The organism is Hydrogenophaga sp. PBL-H3, from assembly GCF_010104355.1.
Taxonomy (GTDB): domain Bacteria; phylum Pseudomonadota; class Gammaproteobacteria; order Burkholderiales; family Burkholderiaceae_C; genus Hydrogenophaga.
In genome coordinates, this window is the sequence record NZ_CP044972.1 from 103,553 (window position 1) to 126,311 (window position 22,759).

Consider the following 22,759-nt stretch of genomic DNA (forward strand, 5'->3'; position numbering starts at 1 on the left):
TTGGAAAAATCCATTGTCATCCTTGACACGGTGTGAAGGTCAACGAACTTTTTCGCTTGACCTTCCCATTGGGGCAAAGCTTATGCTGACCCCATGAACACGAACACCACTGCCACCATGCCCCTTCCGCCGGCCCAGATCGACCTGGGCATTGGCGGCATGACCTGTGCCTCTTGCGTGCTGCGGGTCGAGAAAGCCTTGAAGAAGCAACCCGGCGTGGCCGAAGCCACAGTGAACCTGGCCACCGAATCGGCGCGGGTGCTGATCGCAGGAGGTGACACGCCCGAGGCGCTGGCGCGCATCAAGCGCGCGGTGCGCGATGCGGGCTACGAGCCCCGCACGATGGAAGCCATGGACGAAGCCGCCGATGCGCGCTGGATGGGTGTGCCGGTTGACGCCTGGCCGGTGCTGATCGGCATCGTGTTGTCGGCACCGTTGGTGTTACCGATGGTGGGTGACCTGTTTGGCAAACACTGGATGCTCTCGGCCTGGATTCAATTCGCGCTGGCCACGCCAGTGCAGTTCGTGCTGGGTGCTCGCTTCTACCGCGCTGGCTGGCATGCGCTCAAGGCGCGCACCGGCAACATGGAACTGCTGGTGTCCATCGGCACCACGGCGGCGTGGGCGCTGTCCACATGGTTGTGGTGGCGATCCGGGCCGGACGAGATGCTGCACCTGTACTTTGAAGCCTCGGCCGTGGTGATCACGCTGGTGTTGCTGGGCAAATGGCTGGAAGCACGCGCCAAGCGCCAGACCACCACGGCCATTCGCGCGCTGCACGCGTTGCGGCCCGACCGTGCCCACCTGTTGCCCGACGGCATTCGTCGCACCGAGATCACCGACGTGGCGGTGGATGAACTCCTGCCGGGTGACGTGATCCGGGTGTTGCCGGGTGAGCGTTTTGCAGCCGACGGCACGGTGGTGCAAGGCAGCACGCAGGCCGACGAATCCATGCTGACCGGTGAGGCCATGCCGGTGGCGAAAGCGGTGGGTGATGGCGTGACTGGTGGATCGCTCAACGGTGAAGGCGCGGTCGAGGTGGCGGTGCGGGCCATCGGGGCACAGAGCGTGCTGGCGCAGATCATTGCCCTGGTGCAGGACGCCCAGGCCGGCAAGGCGCCCGTGCAGCGCATGGTGGACCAGGTGGCCGCCGTGTTCGTGCCGGTGGTGCTGGTCATTGCGCTGGGCACCATGCTGGGCTGGCTGTGGACCGGAGCGTCGATGGAAGTGGCCCTGATCCATGCGGTGGCGGTGCTGGTGATTGCCTGCCCGTGTGCCCTGGGCCTGGCGACGCCGGCGGCCATCATGGCCGGCACGGGCGTGGCCGCTCAGCACGGCATTTTGATCAAGGACGCGCAGGCGCTGGAGATCGCCCACCGGGTGGACACCGTGGCGTTTGACAAGACAGGCACGCTGACCGAGGGCCACCCGCGCCTGCTGGTGATTGAAGCGGCGCCCGGTGTGGACGAGTTGTCGGTGTTGCAGGCTGCTGCGGCACTGCAGGCGCAGAGCGCGCATCCGCTGGCGCGTGCGGTGGTGGAGGCAGCCACGGCGCGTTCTCTCACGGTGGCGCTGGACGCGGCCCACGATGTGCAGGCGGTGTCGGGGCGGGGCAGCCAGGGCACGGTGCAGGGTGCTGTGTTGTCGCTGGGCAGCCTGCGCTGGATGGATGAACTGGGTGTTGATCTGGGGCCGCTGGCCGACCGTGCGCAGGCCTTGCAACAACAGGGATCAACCGTCTCGGCGCTCGCCAGCCAGGCCGCTGGCAGCGATGTGTGGTCGCCCCTGGCCCTGCTGGCGTTCGGCGACGAACCCAAGGCGGGCGCGGCTGCGGCGATTGCCGAGTTGCGCGCGGCCGGCATGCGGCTGTTCATGGTGTCGGGCGACAACCTGGGTGCTGCGACAGCCATGGCCGCGCGGCTGGACCTGCGCACGACCGAGGACGAGGTCATTGCGGAGGTACTGCCGGGTGACAAGGCAGCCGTGGTTCGGCGATTGCGAGAGGGAGGCCATGTCGTTGCGATGGTGGGCGACGGTGTGAACGACGCGCCTGCGCTGGCAGCAGCCGACGTCGGCATGGCCATGAGCCACAGCCAGGGCGCCAGCTCGGACGTGGCCATGCACGCCGCCGGCATCACGCTGATGCGGGGCGACCCCTTGATGGTGGCCGCCGCACTCGACATCTCGCGCCGCACGGTGAGCAAGATCCGGCAGAACCTGTTCTGGGCGTTCGCGTACAACGTGGCGGGCATTCCGCTGGCCGCGCTGGGTTTCCTGAGCCCGGTGGTGGCGGGTGCGGCCATGGCGTTGAGCTCGGTGAGCGTGGTGAGCAACGCCTTGTTGCTCAAGCGCTGGAAGCCACCGCAGCGCTGAAAGCGTCATGCCGCTTGTTGATGCAGGTCAATGCAAATCCGGCGCTCCTGAGCGAAGCTTGCAGCACCCGAACGAGGCCCGAGGAGACACCCCATGCACCACTCTGCCCTGCGCGTGATCCGCGACGAACACGCCAGCCTGGCCGCCATGCTGCAGTCGATGCTGCAGATGATCAAACGTGGGCCTGACGTCGACGGAAAACACGCGCCCGAGCAGTACTTCGACGTGTTGCGCGCCATGCTGTTCTACATCGACGAGTTTCCCGAAAAGCTGCACCATCCCAAGGAGTCGGATCTGCTGTTTCCGCGCATTGCGCGCGTGGCACCGCACGTGATGGCGACCATCGAGCGGCTGGAGAGCGACCACATGACCGGCGAGGTTCGGGTGCGTGAACTGGTTCACTTGCTGATGGCCTGGGAGTACCTGGGCGAGACGCGGCGCGCCGCCTTCGAGGCCGAGGCCACGCGCTATGTGCAGTTTTATCTGGACCACATGCGGCTGGAAGAAACCGTGCTCTTGCCCGAGGCCGAAAAGAGCCTGAAAGACGCCGACTGGCACGCGCTCAACGTGGCCTTTGCCACCCACCGCGATCCACTCAACGACAAGGGCGCGCGCGATCCGCAGTTCGACCGCCTGTTCACGCGGATCGTGATGCGGGCGCCGGCCCCTGTGGGTCTGGGTGAACCCTGAGCGCGTCCAGCAATTCGTCAAACACCGCGAGCAGCCGCGCCACGTCGTCTTGCGTGGTGGCCGGTGACACCAGCATCATGCTGTGAAAGGGTGTGAGCAGCACCCCCCGGTTGAGCATGAAGAGGTGGGTGAGCGCCTCCAGATCGCTTTGCGCGTGGTCGCGCACGTCTTGCGCGTTGCGCGGGGTGTGCGGCATGAACTGCAGCTCCATGCGAGCACCCAGGCGGGTCACGGTCCAGGGCCGGCCGGCGGTGCTGATGCGCTCGCGCAAACCGCGCTCCAGCACTGAGGCCAGGTCCAGCATGTGGACGTAGTTGGTGGCGGTGTGCAGGTGTTCCAGCGACGCCTGCAGCGCGGCCAGCGTGAGCGCGTTGCCGGCCAGCGTGGTGCCGATGCCGCTGTGGCCTTCGGGTGCGGCGTTCTTGGCCACCACCATGCGATCGGCCACAGCCTGCGTGAAGCCGTACACCGCGCACGGCAATCCGCCGGCCACCGCCTTGCCGACCACCATGAAGTCCGGCTCCAGCCCGTGGGCTCGCGCGTAGCCACCGAGCGCGGTGGAGATGGTGTGGGTCTCGTCGCACACGAAGAGCGCGCCGTGGGTGCGGCAGAGCGCGCGGGCCTGTTCCCAGTAGCCGGGCGCGGGTGGCACGAGGCCGAAGTTGGTGAGCGCGGGTTCGGCCAGCAGGCAGGCCACGTCGCCTTGTTTCAGCGCAGCCTCCAGCGCGTGCAGATCGTTGAACGGCACCACGCGGGTGAACGCTGCGTGGTTGTGCACCTGGCCCAGCATCGAAGCGCGTGGCAGCGTGGCGCCGCTGGCCGGGTCCATGTCCACCAGCGTGTCGTCCACCGCGCCGTGGTAACAACCGTCGAACACCAGCAACCGGGCGCGGCCGGTGATGGCGCGTGCCCAGCGCAGCACGAAGCGGTTGGCGTCGCTGGCCGACAAGGCCATCTGCCACATGGGCAGGCCGAAGGTGGCCGAAAGCGCTTCACCCACGGCCACCGCGTTGGTGGCGGGCAGCATGCAGGTGAGGCCGCGGGCGGCCTGCCCGGCGATGGCCTGGGCCAGAGGCGCCGGGCTGTGGCCGAACATGGCGCCGGTGTCGCCCAGGCAGAAGTCGGCGTAGCGCACGCCGTCGGCGCAGGTAAGGGTGGCACCTTGCGCCTGCGCCACGAACAGCGTGGCGGGGCTGGGCCAGTCGCGCATCCAGTGCAGCGGCACGCCAAACAGGTAGTGCTGCTGCGCGTAGCGCGCCAGCGCCATGGATTGCGGGTGGCTCTGGATGAAGCGTTCGCGCTCGGTGTGCTGGAGGGTGCGCAGGGTGTCGGGGGCCAGGTCGTTCATGGCGATCAGCTTAAGCTGGGCGCGGTGTTCGTTGTCGCGCACAGCGCAGTGGTGGGCTCGGTTCTCCCCGAATTGGCACCGACAATGGCGCGGCCATGAACCCACCCGCCCCTGTGCCCGACCACACGCCGTACATCCGCCTGGCGCTCGCCTTGTCGCTTGGTGCGGCCGTGTCGCTGGGCATCACGCGTTTCGCCTACGGCCTGTTGCTGCCGCCCATGCGCGAAGACCTGGGCTGGAGCTACACGCTGGCCGGCGCCATGAACACCTTCAACGCGTTGGGCTACCTCGTCGGCGCGCTGGCCACGCCCTGGCTCATGCGGCGGTTTTCGCCCACCGGTCTGTTGATCGCCGGCTCACTGGGCGCCTCGCTGTTCATGGGCCTGAGCGGCTTCTTCACGGCGGCCGCGCCCTTGCTGGCGCAGCGCCTGCTGGCCGGGGTGGCCAGCGCGCTGGTGTTCATCGCGGGGGGCTTGCTGGCAGCACGCCTGGGTGCGCGCCAGCCGCAGCGCAGCGGCTTTCTGCTCGGCATCTACTACGGCGGCACGGGCCTGGGCATCGTGATCTCGGCGCTGGGGGTGCCGCCGGTTTTGGCCGCCGCTGCGCAGCAGCCGCACGGCTGGGCCTGGGCCTGGTGGGCACTCGCGGCGGTGTGCCTCCTGGCCACCGCGCTGATGGCCTGGCCCGCGCGTGTGCTGGGCAACCAGCCTGCCCCGGCGGCCAGCGCGACGGCTGGGTCTGCCCGCGTGTTTCGGGTGCGCGACTTTGCGTTTGCGCTTGCCGGGTACGCCGGCTTCGGCGTGGGCTACATCGGCTACATGACGTTTGTGATCGCACTGCTGCGCGAGCAGGGCAGCTCGTCCGCCGCCATCACCACCTTCTACGCCCTGCTCGGCCTGGCGGTGATCGCCTCGTCGCGCATCTGGGCCGGGTTGCTGGACCGCCACCGCAACGGCCAGGCGCTGGCGCGCTTGAACGCCTTGCTGGGGCTGGCGGCCATCGTGCCGGCGCTCACCAGCTACCCGCCGCTGGTGATCGCTTCGGGCCTGCTGTTTGGCGGGGTGTTCCTCTCGGTGGTGGCCTCCACCACGGCGCTGGTGCGGCACAACCTGCCACCGGCCCAGTGGGCTGCCGGCATCAGCGCGTTCACCATCGTGTTCGCGGCCGGGCAGATCGTGGGCCCCACGGTGGTGGGCCTCATTGCCGACGGATCGAGCGGTGCGCAGGGGCTGCGCGAGGGACTGGTGTTTTCTGCCGTGGCGCTGTGGATCGGTGCCGCCCTGGCCTTGCGCCAGCGCTCACTCTGATCCGCCGCGCGCTCGGCACAATGCCCGCCATGCGTCGATGTTTCTTCTGGGTGGGCTGTGGCCTTGCGCTGGCCATGGTGCTGTTGCTGCTGGCCGCGTTCGCGCTGGGCCAGTGGACCGGCAGCGACGGCTTTCGCCAGCGCGTGGAGCGCGAAGCCACGGCCGCGCTCGGGGTGCCTGTGACGCTGTCGCGCGTGACGGTGGATGTGTTTCCCCTGCCCGCCTTGGCGCTGGAAGGCCTGAACATTCAAGCCAGGCCCGCCCTCACGCTGCAGCGCGTGGAAGCGCGGCCGGTGTGGTGGACGCTGCTGCAAGGCCGACTGGCGGTGGCCACGCTCATCGTTCGCCAGGCGGTGTTGCCGCAGACCACCATCGTGTTGTTGGCCGCGCGTGTGCAGGACCCTGCCGGGAAGCCCGCCGCACCCGCGCCCGATGGCGAAGCCGCAGACCTGAGCTGGCTGCCGCGCCGCGTGGTGCTGGACGATGTGACCTGGATCGGCGCGCAGGGCCGCAGCAGCACCGTGCAGGCCGAGCTGGCGCTGGACGACGACGGTTGGCCGGCTGACGCCACCGTGGCGGTGACGCTTGGCGCGCTGCAGGGCACCCAGGCGGTGCTGCGGCGCGAAGACGAACGGCAGACGGCCTGGACCCTGAAGGTGGACGTGGGCGGCGGCACGGTGCAGGGTCCGCTGAAAGTGACACGGCCCGAGGCCTCGGCCAAGGCGCGCGACCTGGTGTTTGAAGGCACGCTGGAAACGCAGGGTGTGGAGGTGTCGGCCCTCACGGCGCCCAGCCGCACGCTCACCGGGCGGCTGGACGCCAGCACCACGCTCGCGGCGCGCATCAACCCGAAGACGGGCGGCGCGTCGTTGGCGGACGCGATGCGCACGCAGACGCGCTTCACGGTGAACAACGCGGTGTTGCACGGCGTGGACCTGGCCAAGGCGGTGGCCACGGTGGGTTTGTCGCGCGGCGGCAGCACCGAGCTGGACACACTGGCCGGCCAGGTGCGCACACGCGGGCAGCTGGTGGAGCTCACCAACCTGGTGGCCAGCTCGGGTGTGCTGGCGGCCACGGGCGAGGTGACGGTGGCACCCAGCAAGGCCTTGTCGGGCCGTGTGCGGGTGGACGTGACGCGCGGCGCGGGCGGCGACGTGGTGGGCGTGCCGCTGGTGGTGGGTGGCACGGTGGACGACCCCTCGGTGAGCTTGAGCCGCTCGGCCCTGCTGGGCGCGGCCATCGGCACCGCGCTCATGCCCGGCGTGGGCACGGGCGCGGGCGCCAATCTGGGGGACCGCGTGGGCGAAGGCCTCAAGGACCTGTTCGGCAAGTGACTGGACGCGGGTCACCGGGTTGAATTGGACCCACGCCCCCAGCCCCTCGGGGGTATCTTCTGGCTCCACTTCGCCCACCCCACCGAGGACCAACCATGGCCATGGGTCAGTTCGCTTACGCCAGCAACAGCAACCGTTTCCTGGGCTGCGCGCCGCTGGCCGACCAGCCGTTTGCCGTGGCCGGCGTGCCGTTTGACGGCGTGGTGACCAACCGCCCGGGCGCGCGCTTCGGCCCACAGGCGATCCGCGCCGCCAGCCTGATGCTGTGCGACGGCATCCACCCCGTGTTCAATGTGTCGCCGCTGGCGCAGCTGGGCGACGCGCTCGACATGCGCTTGCCCAACGCCTCGCCGCTGCCCGAGGTGCGACAGCACATCGAGGCGCAGGCCACGGCGCTGATGGCGAAACACCACTGCGTGTTCCTCGGTGGCGACCACTCGGTGACGCTGTCGCTCTTGCGGGCCGCGAAAGCACGGCACGGCGGTGAGCCGCTGGCGCTGGTGCATTTCGACGCGCACTGCGACACCTGGAGCGACCACTTTGGCGAGCCCTCGGGCCACGGCACCTGGACCTATGAAGCCCTGCAGGAAGGTCTGGTGAGCGCGGCCCACACGGTGCAGATCGGCATCCGCTCCAGCGGCGAACGCGCAGCGCGCGAGTATGTGGCCGATCAGGGCGGGCAGATCTTCACCGCGCGCGCCCTGCGCGGGCTGGACGGCGCGGGGCTGCAGCCCACCATCGACGCGATCCGTGCGCGCATCGGCCAGCGGCCGGTCTACCTCACGCTGGACATCGACTGCCTGGACCCGGCCTTCGCCCCCGGCACCGGCACGCCCGAGCCCGGCGGCATGACGAGTTCGCAGGTGCTGACGCTGCTCGAAGATCTGGCCGACCTGAACTGGGTGGGCATGGACTGTGTGGAGGTGGCCCCGGCCTACGACCACGCCGAACTCACCAGCAACGCGGCGGCCACCTTCGTGTGGACCTACCTGAGCGGACAAGTGGCCAAGCGCAAAGGCCTCTGACGTGGCCTCGCTCGTTGGCTCCGACACCCAGCTCAACCAGACGAGCTACTACGAAGCCAGCGTGCAGCGGCCCGAGGCGTTGCCGCCGCTGCAGGAGGCGTTGCAGGCCGACGTGGTGGTGGTGGGTGCGGGCTTCAGCGGGCTGAGCGCGGCGCTGGAGTTGGCGCAACGCGGCTTGGGTGTGGTGGTGCTGGAGGCCGACCGCATCGGCAGTGGCGCGAGCGGGCGCAACGGTGGCCAGGCCATCGTGGGTTTTGCCAGCGGTCAGGGGCCGTTTGAAGAACAGCTGGGCGCCGCCGATGCGCAACGCGCGTGGGACATGTCGCTGGAGGCCATCGACCTGATCGATGCGCGCATCGCGCAACACAGCATCGAATGCGACCGGGTGCATGGCTATGTGTACGTGGCCGACTCGGCACGCAAGCAGCGTGCCTTGCGCGAGGAGATGGAAGACCTGCGGCAACGCGGCATCGAGGTGGACTGGGCCGAGGGCGCTGATGTGCCGCGCCTGATCAACAGCCCGCGCTATGTGGCCGCCGCGCGCGAACAGCGCTCTGGTCACCTGCATCCGCTGAAGTACGCGCTGGGCCTGGCGCGCGCTGCGCAGGCCGCGGGCGTGCGCATCTTTGAACACTCACCCGTGACCGGTCTGCAGCGCGGTGCCACGCTGGTGGCGAGCACCGCACAGGGCCAGGTGACGGCGCGGTTTGCGGTGCTCGCCGGCAACTGCATGCTGCCCGAACACGGCCCCAGAGTGGCGCCCGAGATCGCGCCGCGCATCATGCCGGTGGGCACCTACATCGTGGGCACCGCCCCGCTGGACCCCGGGCTCTGCGCGCGCCTGATCCCGCGCAACGCCGCGGTGTGCGACAACAACTTCGTGCTCGACTACTTCCGCTTCAGCGCCGATCACCGCATGCTGTTTGGCGGGCGCGTGAGCTACACCACGCGCACGCCGGCCAGGCTCTCCGCCTTGATGGCCAGGCGCATGGGCGAGGTGTTTCCGGCGCTGGCGCAGACGCCGATCGACTTTGTGTGGGGCGGCTTTGTCGACATCAGCATGAACCGCGCACCCGACTTCGGGCGGCTGGGCGACAACGTCTACTACCTGCAGGGCTTCAGCGGCCACGGCGTGGCGCTCACCGGGCTGGCGGGTCAGCTGGTGGCCGACGCGGTGGCCGGGCAGGCCGGGCGCTTCGATGTGTTCGCGCGGCTGCGGCACCACCGGTTCCCCGGCGGGCCGCTGCTGCGCACGCCCAGCCTGGCGCTGGGCATGCTGTGGCACCGCTGGCGCGACGTGCTCTGAACTAGGGGCGCTCCAGCGCCAGGTCCCACGCCACCAGGTGGGCGGCTTTGTCGCCCGGGCATGGGCCGAACACGTCCCGGGGTGGGATGGTCAGTCGGCCCTTCTTGAACTTCATCTTGACGAGAACCTCGGCGTGGGGCGTGCCTCGCACGAGCAAGGTGTGCGAAAAATACGCGCACTTGTCGTCCGCGAACACGATGGATGTTTCCACCTCGACACGCTGGAACAGGCCGATGGGTCGGGCGAACCGGATCAGCTGCGAGGCGTTGACGAAGCCCAGGCCGGCGCGAAGCACGGGCCCGATGCAACCTGTGCGCACCAGGAAGTCGAGCTGTGCCGCTTCGGCCAGCTGCAGGTAGCGATCGCTCTTGAGCACGCGGATGCCCACGTCGAAGGGCGTGACCCGAAAGCGCGAGGTGACCCGCGATGGAGGGGGTTGCTCTTTGGGGGCGAACAAGGCCTGGACGAGCGTGGTCAGGTTGCGTGCGAGGCCGATCATGCAAGGTACTGTAGACGCTGCGCACCAGGCCGGCCGCAGCGACTGCCTTACTCGCGCGGCTCGCCGCGTTCGTTGACGGTGATGCGGTTGCCGGGCGCTGATGCCGTCTGGATGCGGTGGTCGGTGCCACGGAAGTTGTAGGTCACGTCCCAGTACGCGGGTTGGGCGCCACCGGGCACGTTCTCGCAGCGTTGCACGTCCTGGCTCGTGGGTTTGCCGTCGCGACCGACCTGTGCGCCGATGGCCGCACCGGCGACCGCGCCGCCCACGGTGGCGATGTCCTTGCCCGTGCCGTTGCCGACCTGGTGGCCCAGGATGCCGCCGAGCAGCGCGCCGGCGATGGCGGCCGGCACGTTGGCGTTGGCCTGCACGGGCGGTGCCTGCGCGCTCTCGACCCAGCAGCGCTGGCCCGATGTGGCCAGCACGGCGCGCGATGAGGTGATGTCGGCCTCATACAGGCGCTCGTTGTCGCGGCGGCGGCTGTCGTAGACGGGCATGGCGTTGGGGTTGCTGCGTTCGTTGTTGGCGCGCGAGTCGTCTTCGGCTTCTCGCACCGAGACGATGCGGTCGTTCAGGCCCATGGACGCCAGCGAGGCGTAACGCCCGGGGCGCAGCACCACGCATTGGCCGCGGAAGCGGGCGTCGGCGCACACCTCCCAGTGCTCACCGGCCACGATCACCGACGCCGCGCGGTCGTTGAAGCCGGCGCGCTGCAGGTTGGCCAGCGGTGTTTCGGTGGTGAACGTGCGGCCGGCGAATCCCTCGCGCTCGTAGAACATGATCTGTGACACCACCGGCAGCGGTGCGTAGCGGTTGTCGGCCACGCGGACATTGCGGGGCAGCACACGCACCGAGCTGATGTCGTCGTTCAGGCCCATGGATTGCAGCGAGGGATAACGTCCTGGGCGCAGAACCATGCACTGGCCGCGGTAGCGGTTTTCTTCACAGACTTCCCAGCGTTCGCCGGTGACCACGGCCGAGGAGGCGCGTTCGTTGAAGCCGGTGCGGCGCAGGTTGGGGACCTGACCGGTGGCGCTGTAGGAGAGGCCCTGGAAACCGTCGCGCTCGAAGAAGGTGAGTTGCGCAGGGGCCTGGGTCGCACCGGGCAGTGGGGCGTATCGGTCGTCGCTGATCCGCTCGCTGGCCTCGATCATGCGGGCCGAGGAGATGCCGTCTTCCAGGTCGATGTCGGACAACGCGTTGTAACGGCCTGGACGCAGCACGGTGCAGCGACCGCGGAAACCCGCCTCTTCACAGACCTCCCAGCGGTTGCCGACCACCACGATGGATGAGGCGCGGTCGTTGAAGTTGTAGCGTTGCAGGCTGGGGACCTGGGCGGTCATGCGCAACGACTCGCCCTTGAGGTTGTCGTTGGCGTAGAGGGTGGCCTGCGCCATGGCCTGGGCGCTGAAAGCCACCGAAGCGGTGGTCAGCAAGATTCCGAAAATGTGTTTCATGTCAACGTCTCCTGTGGGGGTGACGTCGAGATTGAGGGCTGACGAATCGGTGGTCTGTGCGTTGGCGCACCACGATGTGGTGCAAAACATCGCCGTGGAAGGGTCTTTACCGGACAGATACCGCCAGTGGGATGTCCACCCGCAGCGGTCAGGCCCTGAGCGCCTGTTCGACCATCGCCGCCAGCACCGGTCCGCAGCGCGCGATGTCGGCCAGCGGCGCGTAGCCGTAGCCGATCACCAGGCCTTTGAGGTCGCCGCGTTGCAGGCAATAAGCCGAGAGCGGGCGCACCGTCATGCCCTGCTGGGCGATGCGCTGGGCCAGGGCCTGGTCGTCAATGTGGCCGGGCAGGCGCAGGCACAGGTGCAGGCCTTGCTCGGCACCGCTGATGTAGGGGCCACCGGGGGTGAGCACGGGCTTGAGCGCTTCGAGCAGGCACTGGCGGCGCTCGGCATAGCTCTGCCGCGCGCGGCGCAGGGCGCTGGCGAAATGGCCCATCTCGATGAACTCGGCGAGCGCGGCCTGCACCGGCATCTGACCCGGGCGGTTGAGGTCGTAGTGGGCCTGCTTGAACGCGGTCACCAGCGGCTTGGGCACCACCAGGTAGCCCAGCTTCAGGCCGGGGTAGAGCACCTTGGAGAAGGTGCCCATGTAGAGCACGCGGCCATCGGTGTCCAGGCCTTCGAGGCTGGAGATGGGTGGGCCGCTGAAGCGGTACTCGCTGTCGTAGTCGTCTTCCAGCACCCAGGCGTCGTGCGCGCGCGCCGTGGCCAGCAGCTGGTGGCGCCGGGGCAGGGTCATCACCGCACCGGTGGGGTACTGGTGCGAGGGCGTCACGTAGATCAGGCGCGGCGGCTTCGCGCTGTCGCCCGCGCTCGGGCTGATGCCCTGCTCGTCCACCGGCACCGGGTGGATGGCCAGCCCGGTGGCCATGAAGGCCTTGACCGCGCCCCAGTAGGCGGGGTCCTCCACCCACACCGTGTCGCCGTGGTCGGCCAGCAGGCGCGCACAGAGTTCGAGCGACTGTTGCGTGCCGCTGGTGATGACCACCTGGTCGGCCTCCAGATGCACGCTGCGGAACACGCGCAAATAGTCGGCCACGGCGCGGCGCAGCGGCGCGTAGCCGCCCGAGGTGTTGTAGTCCAGCATGTCCGGGTAGGTCATGCGCCAGTGTTTGTTTTGCAGCCGCTGCCACAGCGCGAGGGGGAAGGCGCTGAAGTCGACCATGCCGGGGGTGAAGGGCTGCACCTCCAGCGCGGTGGCGCAGAAGGTGCTGGAGAGCGCCACGCCGCGCACCGACAGCCGCCCGGCCTGCAGGGTGGCCGGCTGGCCGCCGTGGCGCGCACCCCGGCCCGGCGTGGCGCGCGGCACGTTGTCGTTCACAAAGGTGCCGCTGCCCACGCGGCTGGCCAGATACCCTTCGACGCTGAGCTGGTTGATCGCGGCCACCACGGTATTGCGCGAGAGCGAGAGGTCTTCGGCCAGATCGCGGCTGGAGGGCAGGCGCTCGCCGGCGCCGAGCTTGCCGTCGAGCATGGCGCGGCGCAGCGCCTCGTAGAGCTGGCGGTGCAGCGGCAACGCGTCTTGCGTGCCCAGGCGGTTCATTTCGGCGAGCAGGAATTCGGACAACATGGCATTTGAGTGTGAAGTGGCACCACGGGGTGGTCCTAACTGGCCCCCAGTGTGAACCAATTGTGTCCTCACAATGGGTCTCATTGCCTTGGAGAGAACATGAACAAGCCGCCGTGCATGGTCTGGCTGCCCGCCGACCACCGCCTCATGGGTGACCACGGGCACCAGATGCCTTATTTGCTGCTGGGCGACAAATACGCCCGGGCCGTCAAGGTGGGGGCCCAGGCCCAGCCGGTGATGTTTCCGCTGGCCGACAACGATCAGATCAGCGACCTGCTCTCTTTGGTGGACGGCGTGATGCTGACCGGCTCGCCCTCCAATGTGCACCCCTCCCACTTTGCCGAGGACGTGGCCGACCCCAGCCTGCCGCTGGATGCCGAGCGCGACCTGCTCACGCTGGCGCTGGTCAAAGCTTGCGTGCGCGAGGGTGTGCCGCTGCTGGGCATCTGCCGTGGCTTCCAGGAGATCAACGTGGCCCTGGGTGGCACGCTGCACCAGCGGGTGCACGAAGTGCCCGGCCTGATGGACCACCGCGAGCCCGGTGGCGCGCCGCCCGTCGAGCAGTACGCGCCGAGCCACAGCGTGCGTTTTGCCCCGGGCAGCGTGTTCGAGGAGTGGGCCGGTGGCCCCGAGACGCAGGTGAATTCGCTGCATGGCCAGGGCATCAACCGCCTGGCCGATGGCCTGGAAGCGCTGGCCCACGCGCCCGACGGGGTGGTGGAGGCGTTTGGCGTGCGCGGCGCACGCACCTTTGCCTATGCCGTGCAGTTCCACCCCGAATGGCGCTGCTGGGAAACACCGTTTTACGCCGCCATCTTCGAGGCCTTTGGCCGCGCCTGCCGCTCGCGCCACAGCCTGCGCCTGCAAGCGGCCGACCTGAACCGCAGCGCGGCCAGTTCCAGCGCCTGACGCTGGCGCCAGCTTTTTTCCCAGATCGATCCACACCACACACCGCAGGAGACGGCACATGACAGCCACTGACAAAAAAATGACCTTCAACGATCTGGAAAACTGGCTCAACCAGAACCGCGTGACGGAAGTCGAGTGCCTGGTGCCCGACCTGACCGGGGTGGCGCGCGGCAAGATCCTGCCGCGCGAAAAGTTCACCGAAGACCGCGGCATGCGCCTGCCGCAGGCCATCGTGGCGATGGGGGTCACAGGCGAGTTCCCGGCCAGCGGGCCTTACTACGACGTGATCGAGCCGACCGACCGCGACATGCAGCTGCGCCCCGACCCCACCACGGCGCGCATCGTGCCCTGGGCCACCGACCCCACCGCGCAGGTGATCCACGACTGTTTCGACCACGACGGCAAGCTGGTGCCCTTTGCGCCGCGCAGCGTGTTGCGCCACGTGTGTGAACTCTTCGACGCCGAGGGCCTGGACCCGGTGGTCGCGCCCGAGCTGGAGTTCTACCTGACCGCGCGCAACACCGACCCGAACACGCTGCTCAAACCCCCGATCGGGCGCAGCGGCCGGGCCGAGACCTCGCGCCAGTCGTACAGCATCGACGCGGTCAACGAGTTCGACCCGCTGTTCGAGGAGATCTACGACTACTGCGACAAGATGAAGCTCAACGTGGACACGCTGATCCACGAGGCCGGCGCCGGCCAGATGGAGATCAACTTCTTCCATGCCCACCCGCTGGGCCTGGCCGACGAGGTGTTCTTCTTCAAGCGCACGGTGCGCGAATCGGCGCTGCGCCACGACATGTACGCCACCTTCATGGCCAAGCCGATCGCCGGCGAGCCCGGCTCGGCGATGCACGTGCACCAGAGCATTTTGAGCAAGGCGACCGGCAAGAACATCTTCAGCAACGACGACGGCACACCGTCCGAATCGTTCTACCACTACATCGGCGGCCTGCAGCGCTACATTCCCGCGGCCATGGTGCTGGTGGCGCCCTACGTGAACAGCTACCGGCGCCTCTCGCGCCACACCGCCGCCCCCATCAACATCGAGTGGGGCCACGACAACCGCACGGTGGGCATCCGCTCGCCGATCTCCAGCCCCGAGGCGCGCCGCGTGGAGAACCGCGTGATCGGCGCCGACGCCAACCCGTATGTCGCCATGGCCATGACGCTGGCCTGCGGCTACCTGGGCCTGAAGAACAAGATCAAGCCCAAGCCCGAGATGAAGGGCGACGCCTACCTCTCGCCCTACGCACTGCCGCGCAGCCTGGGCGAGGCCCTGGACTGGCTGCGCCGCGAGACCGACCTGCACGACGTGCTGGGCAAGGAATTCATCACCATCTACACCGAGATCAAGGAGCTGGAGTTCGACGAGTTCATGAAGGTGATCTCGCCCTGGGAACGTGAACACCTGCTGCTGCATGTCTGATTGAAAGCGTGAAAGAGAAGCCCCGCATGAACACCTCGACCCTCATCGCCCCGCCCGCCCTGGTTCGCCGCGCCGAACAGCACGACACCCAGGCCATCCAGGCCGCCGACAGCGCCCACTTCATCCACCCGTTCACCGACCACGGCGACCTCGCCACGCGTGGCTCTCGCGTGATCACCCGCGCCGACAACATCTACGTGTGGGATTCCGAGGGCCACAAGATCCTCGACGGCATGAGCGGGCTGTGGTGCGTGAACGCGGGCTATGGCCGCAAGGAGCTGGCCGACGCCGCGTACCAGCAGATGATGACGCTGCCGTTCTACAACGCTTTCTTCCAGACCACCAACGTGCCGGCGGTGCAGCTGGCCACCAAGCTGGCGACACTCGCCCCCAAGGTGGGTGGGCGTTCGTTTGAGCACGTGTTCTTCAGCAGCAGCGGCAGCGAGAGCAACGACACCAACGTGCGCATGGTGCGCCGCTACTGGGACCTGCTCGGCCAGCCGCAGCGCAAGGTGATCATCAGCCGCATGAACGCGTACCACGGCTCCACCATGGCCGGCGCATCGCTGGGTGGCATGAGCGGCATGCACGCCCAGGGCGACCTGCCCATTCCCAACATCACGCACATCGGCCAACCTTACTTTTTCGAGAATGCGCTACCAGGCGAGAGCCAGGACGCGTTCGGCATCCGGGCCGCCGGCTGGCTGGAGGAGAAGATCCTGGAACTCGGCGCCGACAAGGTGGCGGCCTTCATTGCCGAGCCGGTGCAGGGCGCGGGCGGCGTGATCATTCCTCCGGCCACCTATTGGCCCGAGATCCAGCGCATCGTCGACAAGCACGGCATCCTGCTCATCAGCGACGAGGTGATCTGCGCCTTCGGGCGCCTGGGCCACTGGTTCGCCTACGAGAAGTTCGGCATCCGGCCCGACCTGGTGACGTTTGCCAAGGGTGTGACCAGTGGCTACATCCCGCTGGGCGGCGTGATGGTGGGCGACCGCGTGGCCCAGGTGCTGATCGACAAGGGCGGTGAGTTCAACCACGGCTACACCTACAGCGGCCACCCAGTGGCCTGCGCGGTGGCGCTGGCCAACATCGAGCTGATGGAGCGCGAGAACCTGGTGGGCCGGGTGCGCGAGGACACCGGCCCGTATCTCGCGGAGCGCTTTGCCGAACTGAACGACCACCCGCTGGTGGGCGTGGCCGAGACCTGCGGTTTCGTGGCCGGGCTGGTGCTGGTGAAGGACAAGGCCACCCGCGCCACCTTCGACCCGGACCTGGGCGTGGGGATGATGTGCCGCGCCCACTGTTTCAAGAACGGGCTGATCATGCGGGCCGTGGGCGACCGCATGATCATCGCGCCACCGCTGGTGATGACACGCGCCCAGATCGACGAGATGATGACGCTGATCCGCACCTGCCTGGACGCCACGCTGGCGCAGCTGCGTGCCGCCGGCCAGCATGCGTGAATAGAATGCCCCCTGCAGTACGCCCAAACGCACCGACGCGGTGCTTTTCGGGCGGCGGCGGGTCTGGAACTTGCTAGTTGGTTTCCGAGTCTTTTTCCACGCCTTTCGGTTCGATTTGTCATTGATCAACCCCTCTCAGGAGCGAGCACCACCATGAAGAAACACGTTTTGGTTATTGCAATGTCGGCGGTCCTGCTGGCGTCTTGCGGCAAGAAGGAAGAGCCCGTGGCGGCACCTGCCGCGCCTGCGCCGGTGGCCGCTGCTCCAGCCGCCCCGCCCGTGCCCGCCGGCCCGGTGCTCGACGACGAGAAGGTGCTCAACATCTACAACTGGCCCGACTACATCCCCGAAGGCATGATCGCCAGCTTCGAGAAGGAAACCGGCATCAAGGTCAACTACGACACCTTCGAGACCAACGAGGCGCTGCACGCCAAACTGGTGGCGGGCAACACCGGCTACGACATCGTCGTGCCCGGCACCGTCTTCGCCAAAGGTCAGATCGAAGGCGGTCTGCTGCAGCCGCTCAAGAAGGAGCAGATCCCCAACCTGGCCAACATGGACCCGGCGATCCTGACCACGCTGACCAAGGCCGACCCGGAGAACAAACACCTGGTGCCGTGGGCCTGGGGCTTCACCACCGTGGGCATCAACAAGACCAAGGTCGAAAAGGCCCTGGGCGGCATGGCCATGCCTGAAAACGCCTGGGACCTGGTGTTCAAGCCCGAGTACACGAGCAAGCTCAAGTCCTGCGGCATCGCCTACCTGGACTCACCCACCGAAATCATGCCGGTGGCGTTGCACTACATCGGCAAGGACGCCTACTCGAACGACCCGGCCGACTACAAGCTGGCCAACGAGATGCTGAAGAAGGTGCGCAAGGACGTGCGCCTGTTCAGCTCCACCATGATCGACGACATCGCTGGCGGCAAGGCCTGCGTGGCCGTGGCCTGGTCGGGCGACGTCAACATCGCGGCTGGCCGCGCCAAGGAGAACGGTTCCAAGGACGTGATCGAAGCCCTGCTGCCGAGCACCGGCGCGCTGATCTTCTTTGACACCATGGCGGTGACCAAGGATGCCAAGCACCCGAACAACGCCATGGCCTTCATCGACTTCTACCTGCGCCCGGAGAACGCCGCGGCCATGGCCAACGAGATGAACTACCCCACCGGCAACAAGGCGGCCACCGACAAGATCAAGCCCGAGATCGCGGGCAACAAGACGATCTTTGTGGAGTCCGCCTACTTCGCCAAGATGATCCCGCCGAGCAGCTTCACCAACGAAGCGCGTGAAGCCCTGGCCAACGCTTACAACAGCTTCAAGAAGGGCAAGTAAGGCGTCCGGTTCTCTTCAGACCCGACCCTGGGCTGTTCGTACGCACCGTATGAACAGCCCTTTTTTTGACCCTTGATCCACTTTTCCCGGACAACAACAAGGAATGAACATGGCAGAGACGGGCACCCAGGCGGGTTATCTGGTCACCGAAAAGCTGGTCAAGCGCTTCGACGAAGCCGTGGCGGTGGACGAAGTCTCGCTGTCGATCCGCAAGGGCGAGATCTTTGCCCTGCTGGGCAGCTCGGGGTGTGGCAAGTCCACCCTGCTGCGCATGCTGGCCGGCTTCGAGAAGCCGACCTCGGGGCGCATCCTGCTGGGCGGCCAGGACGTGGCGGCCATGCCGCCGTACGAGCGGCCGGTCAACATGATGTTCCAGTCCTACGCTCTGTTTCCCCACCTCAACATCTGGGAGAACGTGGCCTTTGGCCTGAAACGCGAGGGCCTGCCCAAAGCCGAGGTGCAGCAACGCACCGACGAGATGCTGGCCCTGGTGCAGCTGACGCCCTATGCCCAGCGCAAGCCGCACCAGCTCTCGGGTGGTCAGCAGCAGCGCGTGGCGCTGGCGCGCAGCCTGGCCAAGCGGCCCAAGCTGTTGCTGCTCGACGAGCCGCTGGGCGCACTCGACAAGAAGCTGCGCGAGCAGACCCAGTTTGAACTGGTCAACATCATCGAGAAGGTGGGCGTGACCGTGGTGATGGTGACGCACGACCAGGAAGAGGCCATGACCATGGCCAGCCGCATTGCCATCATGAGCAAGGGGCGCGTGCTGCAGGTGGGCACGCCCGAAGAGATTTACGAGCACCCGGCCAACCGTTTCGTGGCCGACTTCATCGGCAACGTGAACCTGTTCGAAGGCAAGCTGAGCGTGGACGAGCCCGACCGCTGTGCGGTGAGCACGGGCATCGGCGAGATCCAGGTTGGCCACGGCGTGCCAGGTCACCTGGGGATGGTGGTGACGCTGGCCGTGCGGCCTGAGAAGATCGAGATCAGCAAGCACCGCCCCGACGGCGTGGCTGCCAACCTGTTCACAGGCACGGTCAAGGAGATCGCCTACTTCGGCTCCTACAACACCTACATCGTGCAGGCCAGCAACGGCAGCAAGCTCAAAATCACCGAGGCCAACACCTCACGGCAGGATTTGTCGGACATCACCTGGGAGGACACGGTCTTCTTCTGGTGGAACGACAAGGCCGGTGTGGTGCTGAGGGACTGACCATGGCCATGAACCTGCCCATGCCCGGCAAGCGCTTCGTCATCGGCGTGCCCTATGTCTGGCTGTTCGTCTTCTTCTTCCTGCCCTTCCTGATCCTGCTCTACATCAGCTTCGTGGACATGGGCGAGAGCATCAACCCGTTCAAGCCGATCTGGGACAGCCAGACCGGCCTGCTCAGCCTGAAGTACGAGAACTACTGGACCATCTTCCGCGACGAAGGCGGCGTGCTGTTCAAGACCATCTACATCGAGGCTTACCTGCGCTCGATCTGGTACGCGCTGTGGACGGCCGTGCTGTGCCTGGTGTTCGGTTACCCCTTCGCCTATTTCATCGCGCGTTCGCCGGCCAGCGTGCGCCCGGCGCTGCTGATGATGGTCATGCTGCCGTTCTGGACTTCCTTTTTGTTGCGCGTCTACGCGTGGAAAGGCATCCTGGCCGACCAGGGCGTGCTCAACCAGCTGCTCATGGCCGTGGGCATCACGAGCGAACCGATCCTCATGCTCTACACCAACGTCTCCATGCTGGTGGGCATGACCTATGTGTACCTGCCCTTCATGGTGCTGCCGCTGTACGCCACGCTGGTGAAGATGGACTTTCGCCTGCTGGAGGCCGCATACGACCTGGGCACCACGCCGTTCAAGGCCTTCTGGCTCATCACCGTGCCGCTGTCCAAGGCCGGCATCGTGGCGGGCTTCATGCTGGTGTTCATTCCCTCGGTGGGCGAGTTCGTGATCCCTTCGCTCCTGGGCGGGCCGGAGAACATCATGATCGGGCGCGTGGTCTGGGACGAGATGTTCACCAGCAACAACTGGCCGCGCGCCACCGCGCTGGCGGTGGTGATGATCGCGCTGATCGTCGTGCCGCTGGCGATCTATTACCACTACACCAGCGACGAGGTGAAGTGACATGAAGCAGATCCTTGAAAAGCACTTCGGCAAGTTCTGGCTGGCGGCGGTCTACCTGTTCCTGTACCTGCCGCTGTTCTTCATGATCGTGTTCAGCTTCAACAGCACACGCCAGGACGCCAACTTCACCGGCTTCTCGCTGCGCTGGTACGAGGCGCTCACGCGCGACAGCAAGATCGTCGAAGGCTTCTGGCTTTCACTCAAGGTGGCGGCCGTCACAGGCGTGCTCTCGGCCGTGCTCGGCACCTTCGCCGCCTTCGTGCTGGTGCGCTACCGCCGCTTCGCCGGCCGGACCATCTTCTCGGGCATGGTCAACGCGCCGCTGGTGATGCCCGAGGTGGTGATCGGCCTGTCGCTGCTGCTGCTGATGGTGGGCGCGCAGAACGCGTTTGGCTGGCCCGAGCGCGGCATGCTCACCATCATCTTCGGCCACACGCTGCTGGGCATGGCCTACGGCATGGTGGTGATCCAGAGCCGCCTGATGGAGATGGACCGCTCGATCGAGGAGGCCGCCATGGACCTGGGCGCGCGCCCGTTCCAGGTGTTCTTCCTGATCACGCTGCCCAACATCTTCCAGGCCATCCTGGCGGCCTTCCTGCTGTCGTTCACGCTCTCGTTCGACGACGTGGTGATCTCCGAATTCCTCTCCGGCCCGGGCGTGAACACGCTGCCGCAGGTGATCTTTGGCTACGCCCGGCGCGGCATCAACCCGACCATCTACGCCGCGGCCACGCTGCTGATCGTGACGGTGACCATCGGTATCGTGAGCTACGCGGTCTGGGTGGCGCGGGCGACGCGAAAACGCGAGCGCGAGATTGCGGCGGCCACCCGGGCCGAGCTGGTGGCGCTCAACCCGAACTGAGGGCGCGCCCAGGGTCACTGGATCGCTGGCGGCCGGGGCAAGTGGATGCTGTGTGGCCCGGGTTTCGGGCGTAGCATGAGGCCACTTGCCCGTCTTCTCCGTTCGGGCTGAGCTTGTCGAAGCCCTCGCCAGCACGGGGGTGAGCCCTTCGACAAGCCCAGGGCGAACGGCATTTTTCTACCGCCACCATGACCACTCCCACCTTCGACGGCCGCGCATTCATCAACGGCGAACGCACCGCCGCGCGCGATGGCCAGACCTTTGACTGCATTTCACCGGTGGACGGTCGCCTGCTGACCGCCGTGGCGCGTTGTGGTGAGGCCGACATCGACGCTGCGGTGGCTGCCGGCCGCGCCGCGTTTGAAGACCACCGCTGGAGCGGCATGGCGCCGGCGCAGCGCAAGCGCATCATGATCAAGTTCGCCGAGCAGCTCAGCGCGCACGCCGACGAGCTGGCGCTGACCGAAACGCTGGACATGGGCAAACCCATCAAGTACGCCAAGGGCGTGGACGTGAACAGCGCGGCCAACTGCATCCGCTGGTACGGCGAGGCGGTGGACAAGGTGTACGACGAGATCGCGCCCACGGGGCGCAACGCGTTGGCGCTGATCACGCGCGAGCCGGTGGGGGTGGTGGGCGTGATCGTGCCCTGGAACTACCCCATGATCATGGCGGCCTGGAAGATCGCACCGGCGCTGGCCGCCGGCAACTCGGTGGTATTGAAGCCTTCGGAGAAAAGCCCGCTGACCGCGCTGCGCCTGGCCGAGCTGGCGCTGGCTGCGGGCATTCCGCCGGGCGTGTTCAACGTGGTGCCGGGCTACGGACCCGAGGCGGGCAGCCCGCTGGCGTTGCACATGGACGTGGACTGCATCGCCTTCACCGGCAGCACGCGCGTGGGCAAGCAGATCCACGTGATGGCCGGGCAGAGCAACTTGAAGCGTGCCTGGACGGAGCTGGGCGGCAAGTCGCCCAACATCGTGTTCGCCGACTGCCCCGACCTCGACCGCGCAGTGGAGGCGGCGGTGGGCAGCATCTTCTTCAACCAGGGCGAGAGCTGCAACGCGCCCTCGCGCCTGTTCGTCGAGGCCTCGATCAAGGATGCCTTCCTGGAGAAGGCCTTGAAGCTGGTGCCGGGCTACCAGCCAGGCAACCCGCTGGAGAAGTCCACCGTGATGGGTGCCATCGTCGACAAGGTGCAGATGGACAACGTGATGCGCTACATCGGCCTGGGCAAGAGCGAAGGCGCGAAGCTGATCGCCGGCGGCGAGGCAGCGATGCCGGTGGCCGGCGGCAACTACGTGCTGCCCACGATCTTCGACGGCGTGACGCCGCAGATGACGATCGCGCGCGAGGAGATCTTTGGCCCGGTGCTCTCGGTGCTGAGCTTCACTGACGCTGCCGAGGTGGTGCGCGAGGCCAACAACAGCGTGTATGGCCTTCAGGCCGCCGTGTGGACCCGCGACATCAACAAGGCGCACGGCGTCGCGCGTGCGCTGCGCGCGGGCACTGTGCACGTGAACCAGTACGACGAGGACGACATCACCGTGCCGTTTGGTGGTTTCAAGCAGAGCGGTGTGGGGCGTGACAAGTCGCTGCACGCGTTCGACAAGTACACCGAGACGAAAACCACCTGGATTCGCATCGATTCACCCATTTGAAGGAGACACCCATGAA

At 67.2% G+C, this 22,759-nt stretch carries 18 protein-coding genes; 14 read left to right on the top strand and 4 right to left on the bottom strand.

All coding sequences use genetic code 11. The features are described from left to right. Positions 1 to 93: 93 nt before the first annotated feature. Positions 94 to 2,373: a heavy metal translocating P-type ATPase gene (locus F9Z44_RS00480; protein WP_159602587.1), complete on the top strand. Its 2,280-nt coding sequence runs from the start codon at positions 94 to 96 to the stop codon at positions 2,371 to 2,373. A 93-nt stretch (positions 2,374 to 2,466) separates the two neighbouring features. Next, positions 2,467 to 3,063, top strand: a complete 597-nt coding sequence (locus tag F9Z44_RS00485) for a hemerythrin domain-containing protein (protein ID WP_159602590.1) — start codon at positions 2,467 to 2,469, stop codon at positions 3,061 to 3,063. Here the strand turns inward: F9Z44_RS00485 and F9Z44_RS00490 are convergent. Beyond that, the gene (locus F9Z44_RS00490; protein WP_159602593.1) at positions 3,011 to 4,411 is read right to left on the bottom strand and encodes an aspartate aminotransferase family protein; all 1,401 of its coding nucleotides are present in this window, start codon (positions 4,409 to 4,411) and stop codon (positions 3,011 to 3,013) included. The genes F9Z44_RS00485 and F9Z44_RS00490 overlap by 53 nt on opposite strands. A gap of 95 nt (positions 4,412 to 4,506) precedes the next feature. On the opposite strand from F9Z44_RS00490, the gene F9Z44_RS00495 reads away from it, so the two are divergent. The 4 genes from F9Z44_RS00495 (at position 4,507) to F9Z44_RS00510 (ending at position 9,383) form a co-directional block, all read left to right on the top strand. Continuing rightward, entirely contained in the window at positions 4,507 to 5,718 is a 1,212-nt protein-coding gene (locus F9Z44_RS00495) for a YbfB/YjiJ family MFS transporter (RefSeq protein ID WP_159602596.1), read from the top strand. Between the two features lie 29 nt (positions 5,719 to 5,747). Continuing rightward, a complete protein-coding gene (locus F9Z44_RS00500; RefSeq protein ID WP_159602599.1) occupies positions 5,748 to 7,052 on the top strand; it encodes a hypothetical protein in 1,305 nt (434 codons plus the stop codon). A gap of 95 nt (positions 7,053 to 7,147) precedes the next feature. Further along, a complete protein-coding gene (speB, locus tag F9Z44_RS00505; protein WP_159602602.1) occupies positions 7,148 to 8,077 on the top strand; it encodes an agmatinase in 930 nt (309 codons plus the stop codon). A 1-nt stretch (position 8,078) separates the two neighbouring features. Further along, positions 8,079 to 9,383, top strand: coding sequence for an NAD(P)/FAD-dependent oxidoreductase (locus F9Z44_RS00510; protein ID WP_159602605.1), 1,305 nt, complete (start codon positions 8,079 to 8,081; stop codon positions 9,381 to 9,383). Position 9,384: 1 nt separating this feature from the next. On the opposite strand, the gene F9Z44_RS00515 is transcribed toward F9Z44_RS00510, so the two are convergent. The 3 genes from F9Z44_RS00515 to pdxR all read right to left on the bottom strand — a co-directional run bounded on the left by F9Z44_RS00515 (position 9,385) and on the right by pdxR (position 12,969). Then, on the bottom strand, positions 9,385 to 9,882 hold the full coding sequence (locus F9Z44_RS00515; protein ID WP_159602608.1) for a thioesterase family protein: 498 nt from the start codon (positions 9,880 to 9,882) through the stop codon (positions 9,385 to 9,387). Between the two features lie 47 nt (positions 9,883 to 9,929). Continuing rightward, positions 9,930 to 11,339, bottom strand: a complete 1,410-nt coding sequence (locus tag F9Z44_RS00520; RefSeq protein ID WP_159602611.1) for a beta/gamma crystallin-related protein — start codon at positions 11,337 to 11,339, stop codon at positions 9,930 to 9,932. Positions 11,340 to 11,487: 148 nt separating this feature from the next. Further along, entirely contained in the window at positions 11,488 to 12,969 is a 1,482-nt protein-coding gene (gene pdxR / locus F9Z44_RS00525) for a MocR-like pyridoxine biosynthesis transcription factor PdxR (RefSeq protein WP_159602614.1), read from the bottom strand. 99 nt (positions 12,970 to 13,068) lie between these two features. On the opposite strand from pdxR, the gene F9Z44_RS00530 reads away from it, so the two are divergent. The 8 genes from F9Z44_RS00530 (at position 13,069) to F9Z44_RS00565 (ending at position 22,743) form a co-directional block, all read left to right on the top strand. After that, the gene (locus F9Z44_RS00530; protein WP_159602617.1) at positions 13,069 to 13,878 is read left to right on the top strand and encodes a gamma-glutamyl-gamma-aminobutyrate hydrolase family protein; all 810 of its coding nucleotides are present in this window, start codon (positions 13,069 to 13,071) and stop codon (positions 13,876 to 13,878) included. Positions 13,879 to 13,936: 58 nt separating this feature from the next. Then, positions 13,937 to 15,307, top strand: a complete 1,371-nt coding sequence (locus F9Z44_RS00535; RefSeq protein ID WP_159602620.1) for a glutamine synthetase family protein — start codon at positions 13,937 to 13,939, stop codon at positions 15,305 to 15,307. Positions 15,308 to 15,333: 26 nt separating this feature from the next. Then, positions 15,334 to 16,773: an aspartate aminotransferase family protein gene (locus F9Z44_RS00540; protein ID WP_159602623.1), complete on the top strand. Its 1,440-nt coding sequence runs from the start codon at positions 15,334 to 15,336 to the stop codon at positions 16,771 to 16,773. Between the two features lie 153 nt (positions 16,774 to 16,926). Then, a complete protein-coding gene (locus tag F9Z44_RS00545) occupies positions 16,927 to 18,105 on the top strand; it encodes an extracellular solute-binding protein (protein ID WP_159602626.1) in 1,179 nt (392 codons plus the stop codon). A 109-nt stretch (positions 18,106 to 18,214) separates the two neighbouring features. Next, on the top strand, positions 18,215 to 19,318 hold the full coding sequence (locus tag F9Z44_RS00550; protein ID WP_159602629.1) for an ABC transporter ATP-binding protein: 1,104 nt from the start codon (positions 18,215 to 18,217) through the stop codon (positions 19,316 to 19,318). Positions 19,319 to 19,326: 8 nt separating this feature from the next. After that, complete coding sequence (locus tag F9Z44_RS00555; RefSeq protein WP_442907301.1) at positions 19,327 to 20,223, top strand: ABC transporter permease; 897 nt, start codon at positions 19,327 to 19,329, stop codon at positions 20,221 to 20,223. A 1-nt stretch (position 20,224) separates the two neighbouring features. After that, a complete protein-coding gene (locus F9Z44_RS00560; RefSeq protein WP_159602635.1) occupies positions 20,225 to 21,085 on the top strand; it encodes an ABC transporter permease in 861 nt (286 codons plus the stop codon). A gap of 188 nt (positions 21,086 to 21,273) precedes the next feature. Then, entirely contained in the window at positions 21,274 to 22,743 is a 1,470-nt protein-coding gene (locus F9Z44_RS00565) for an aldehyde dehydrogenase (RefSeq protein WP_159602638.1), read from the top strand. Positions 22,744 to 22,759: the final 16 nt, after the last annotated feature.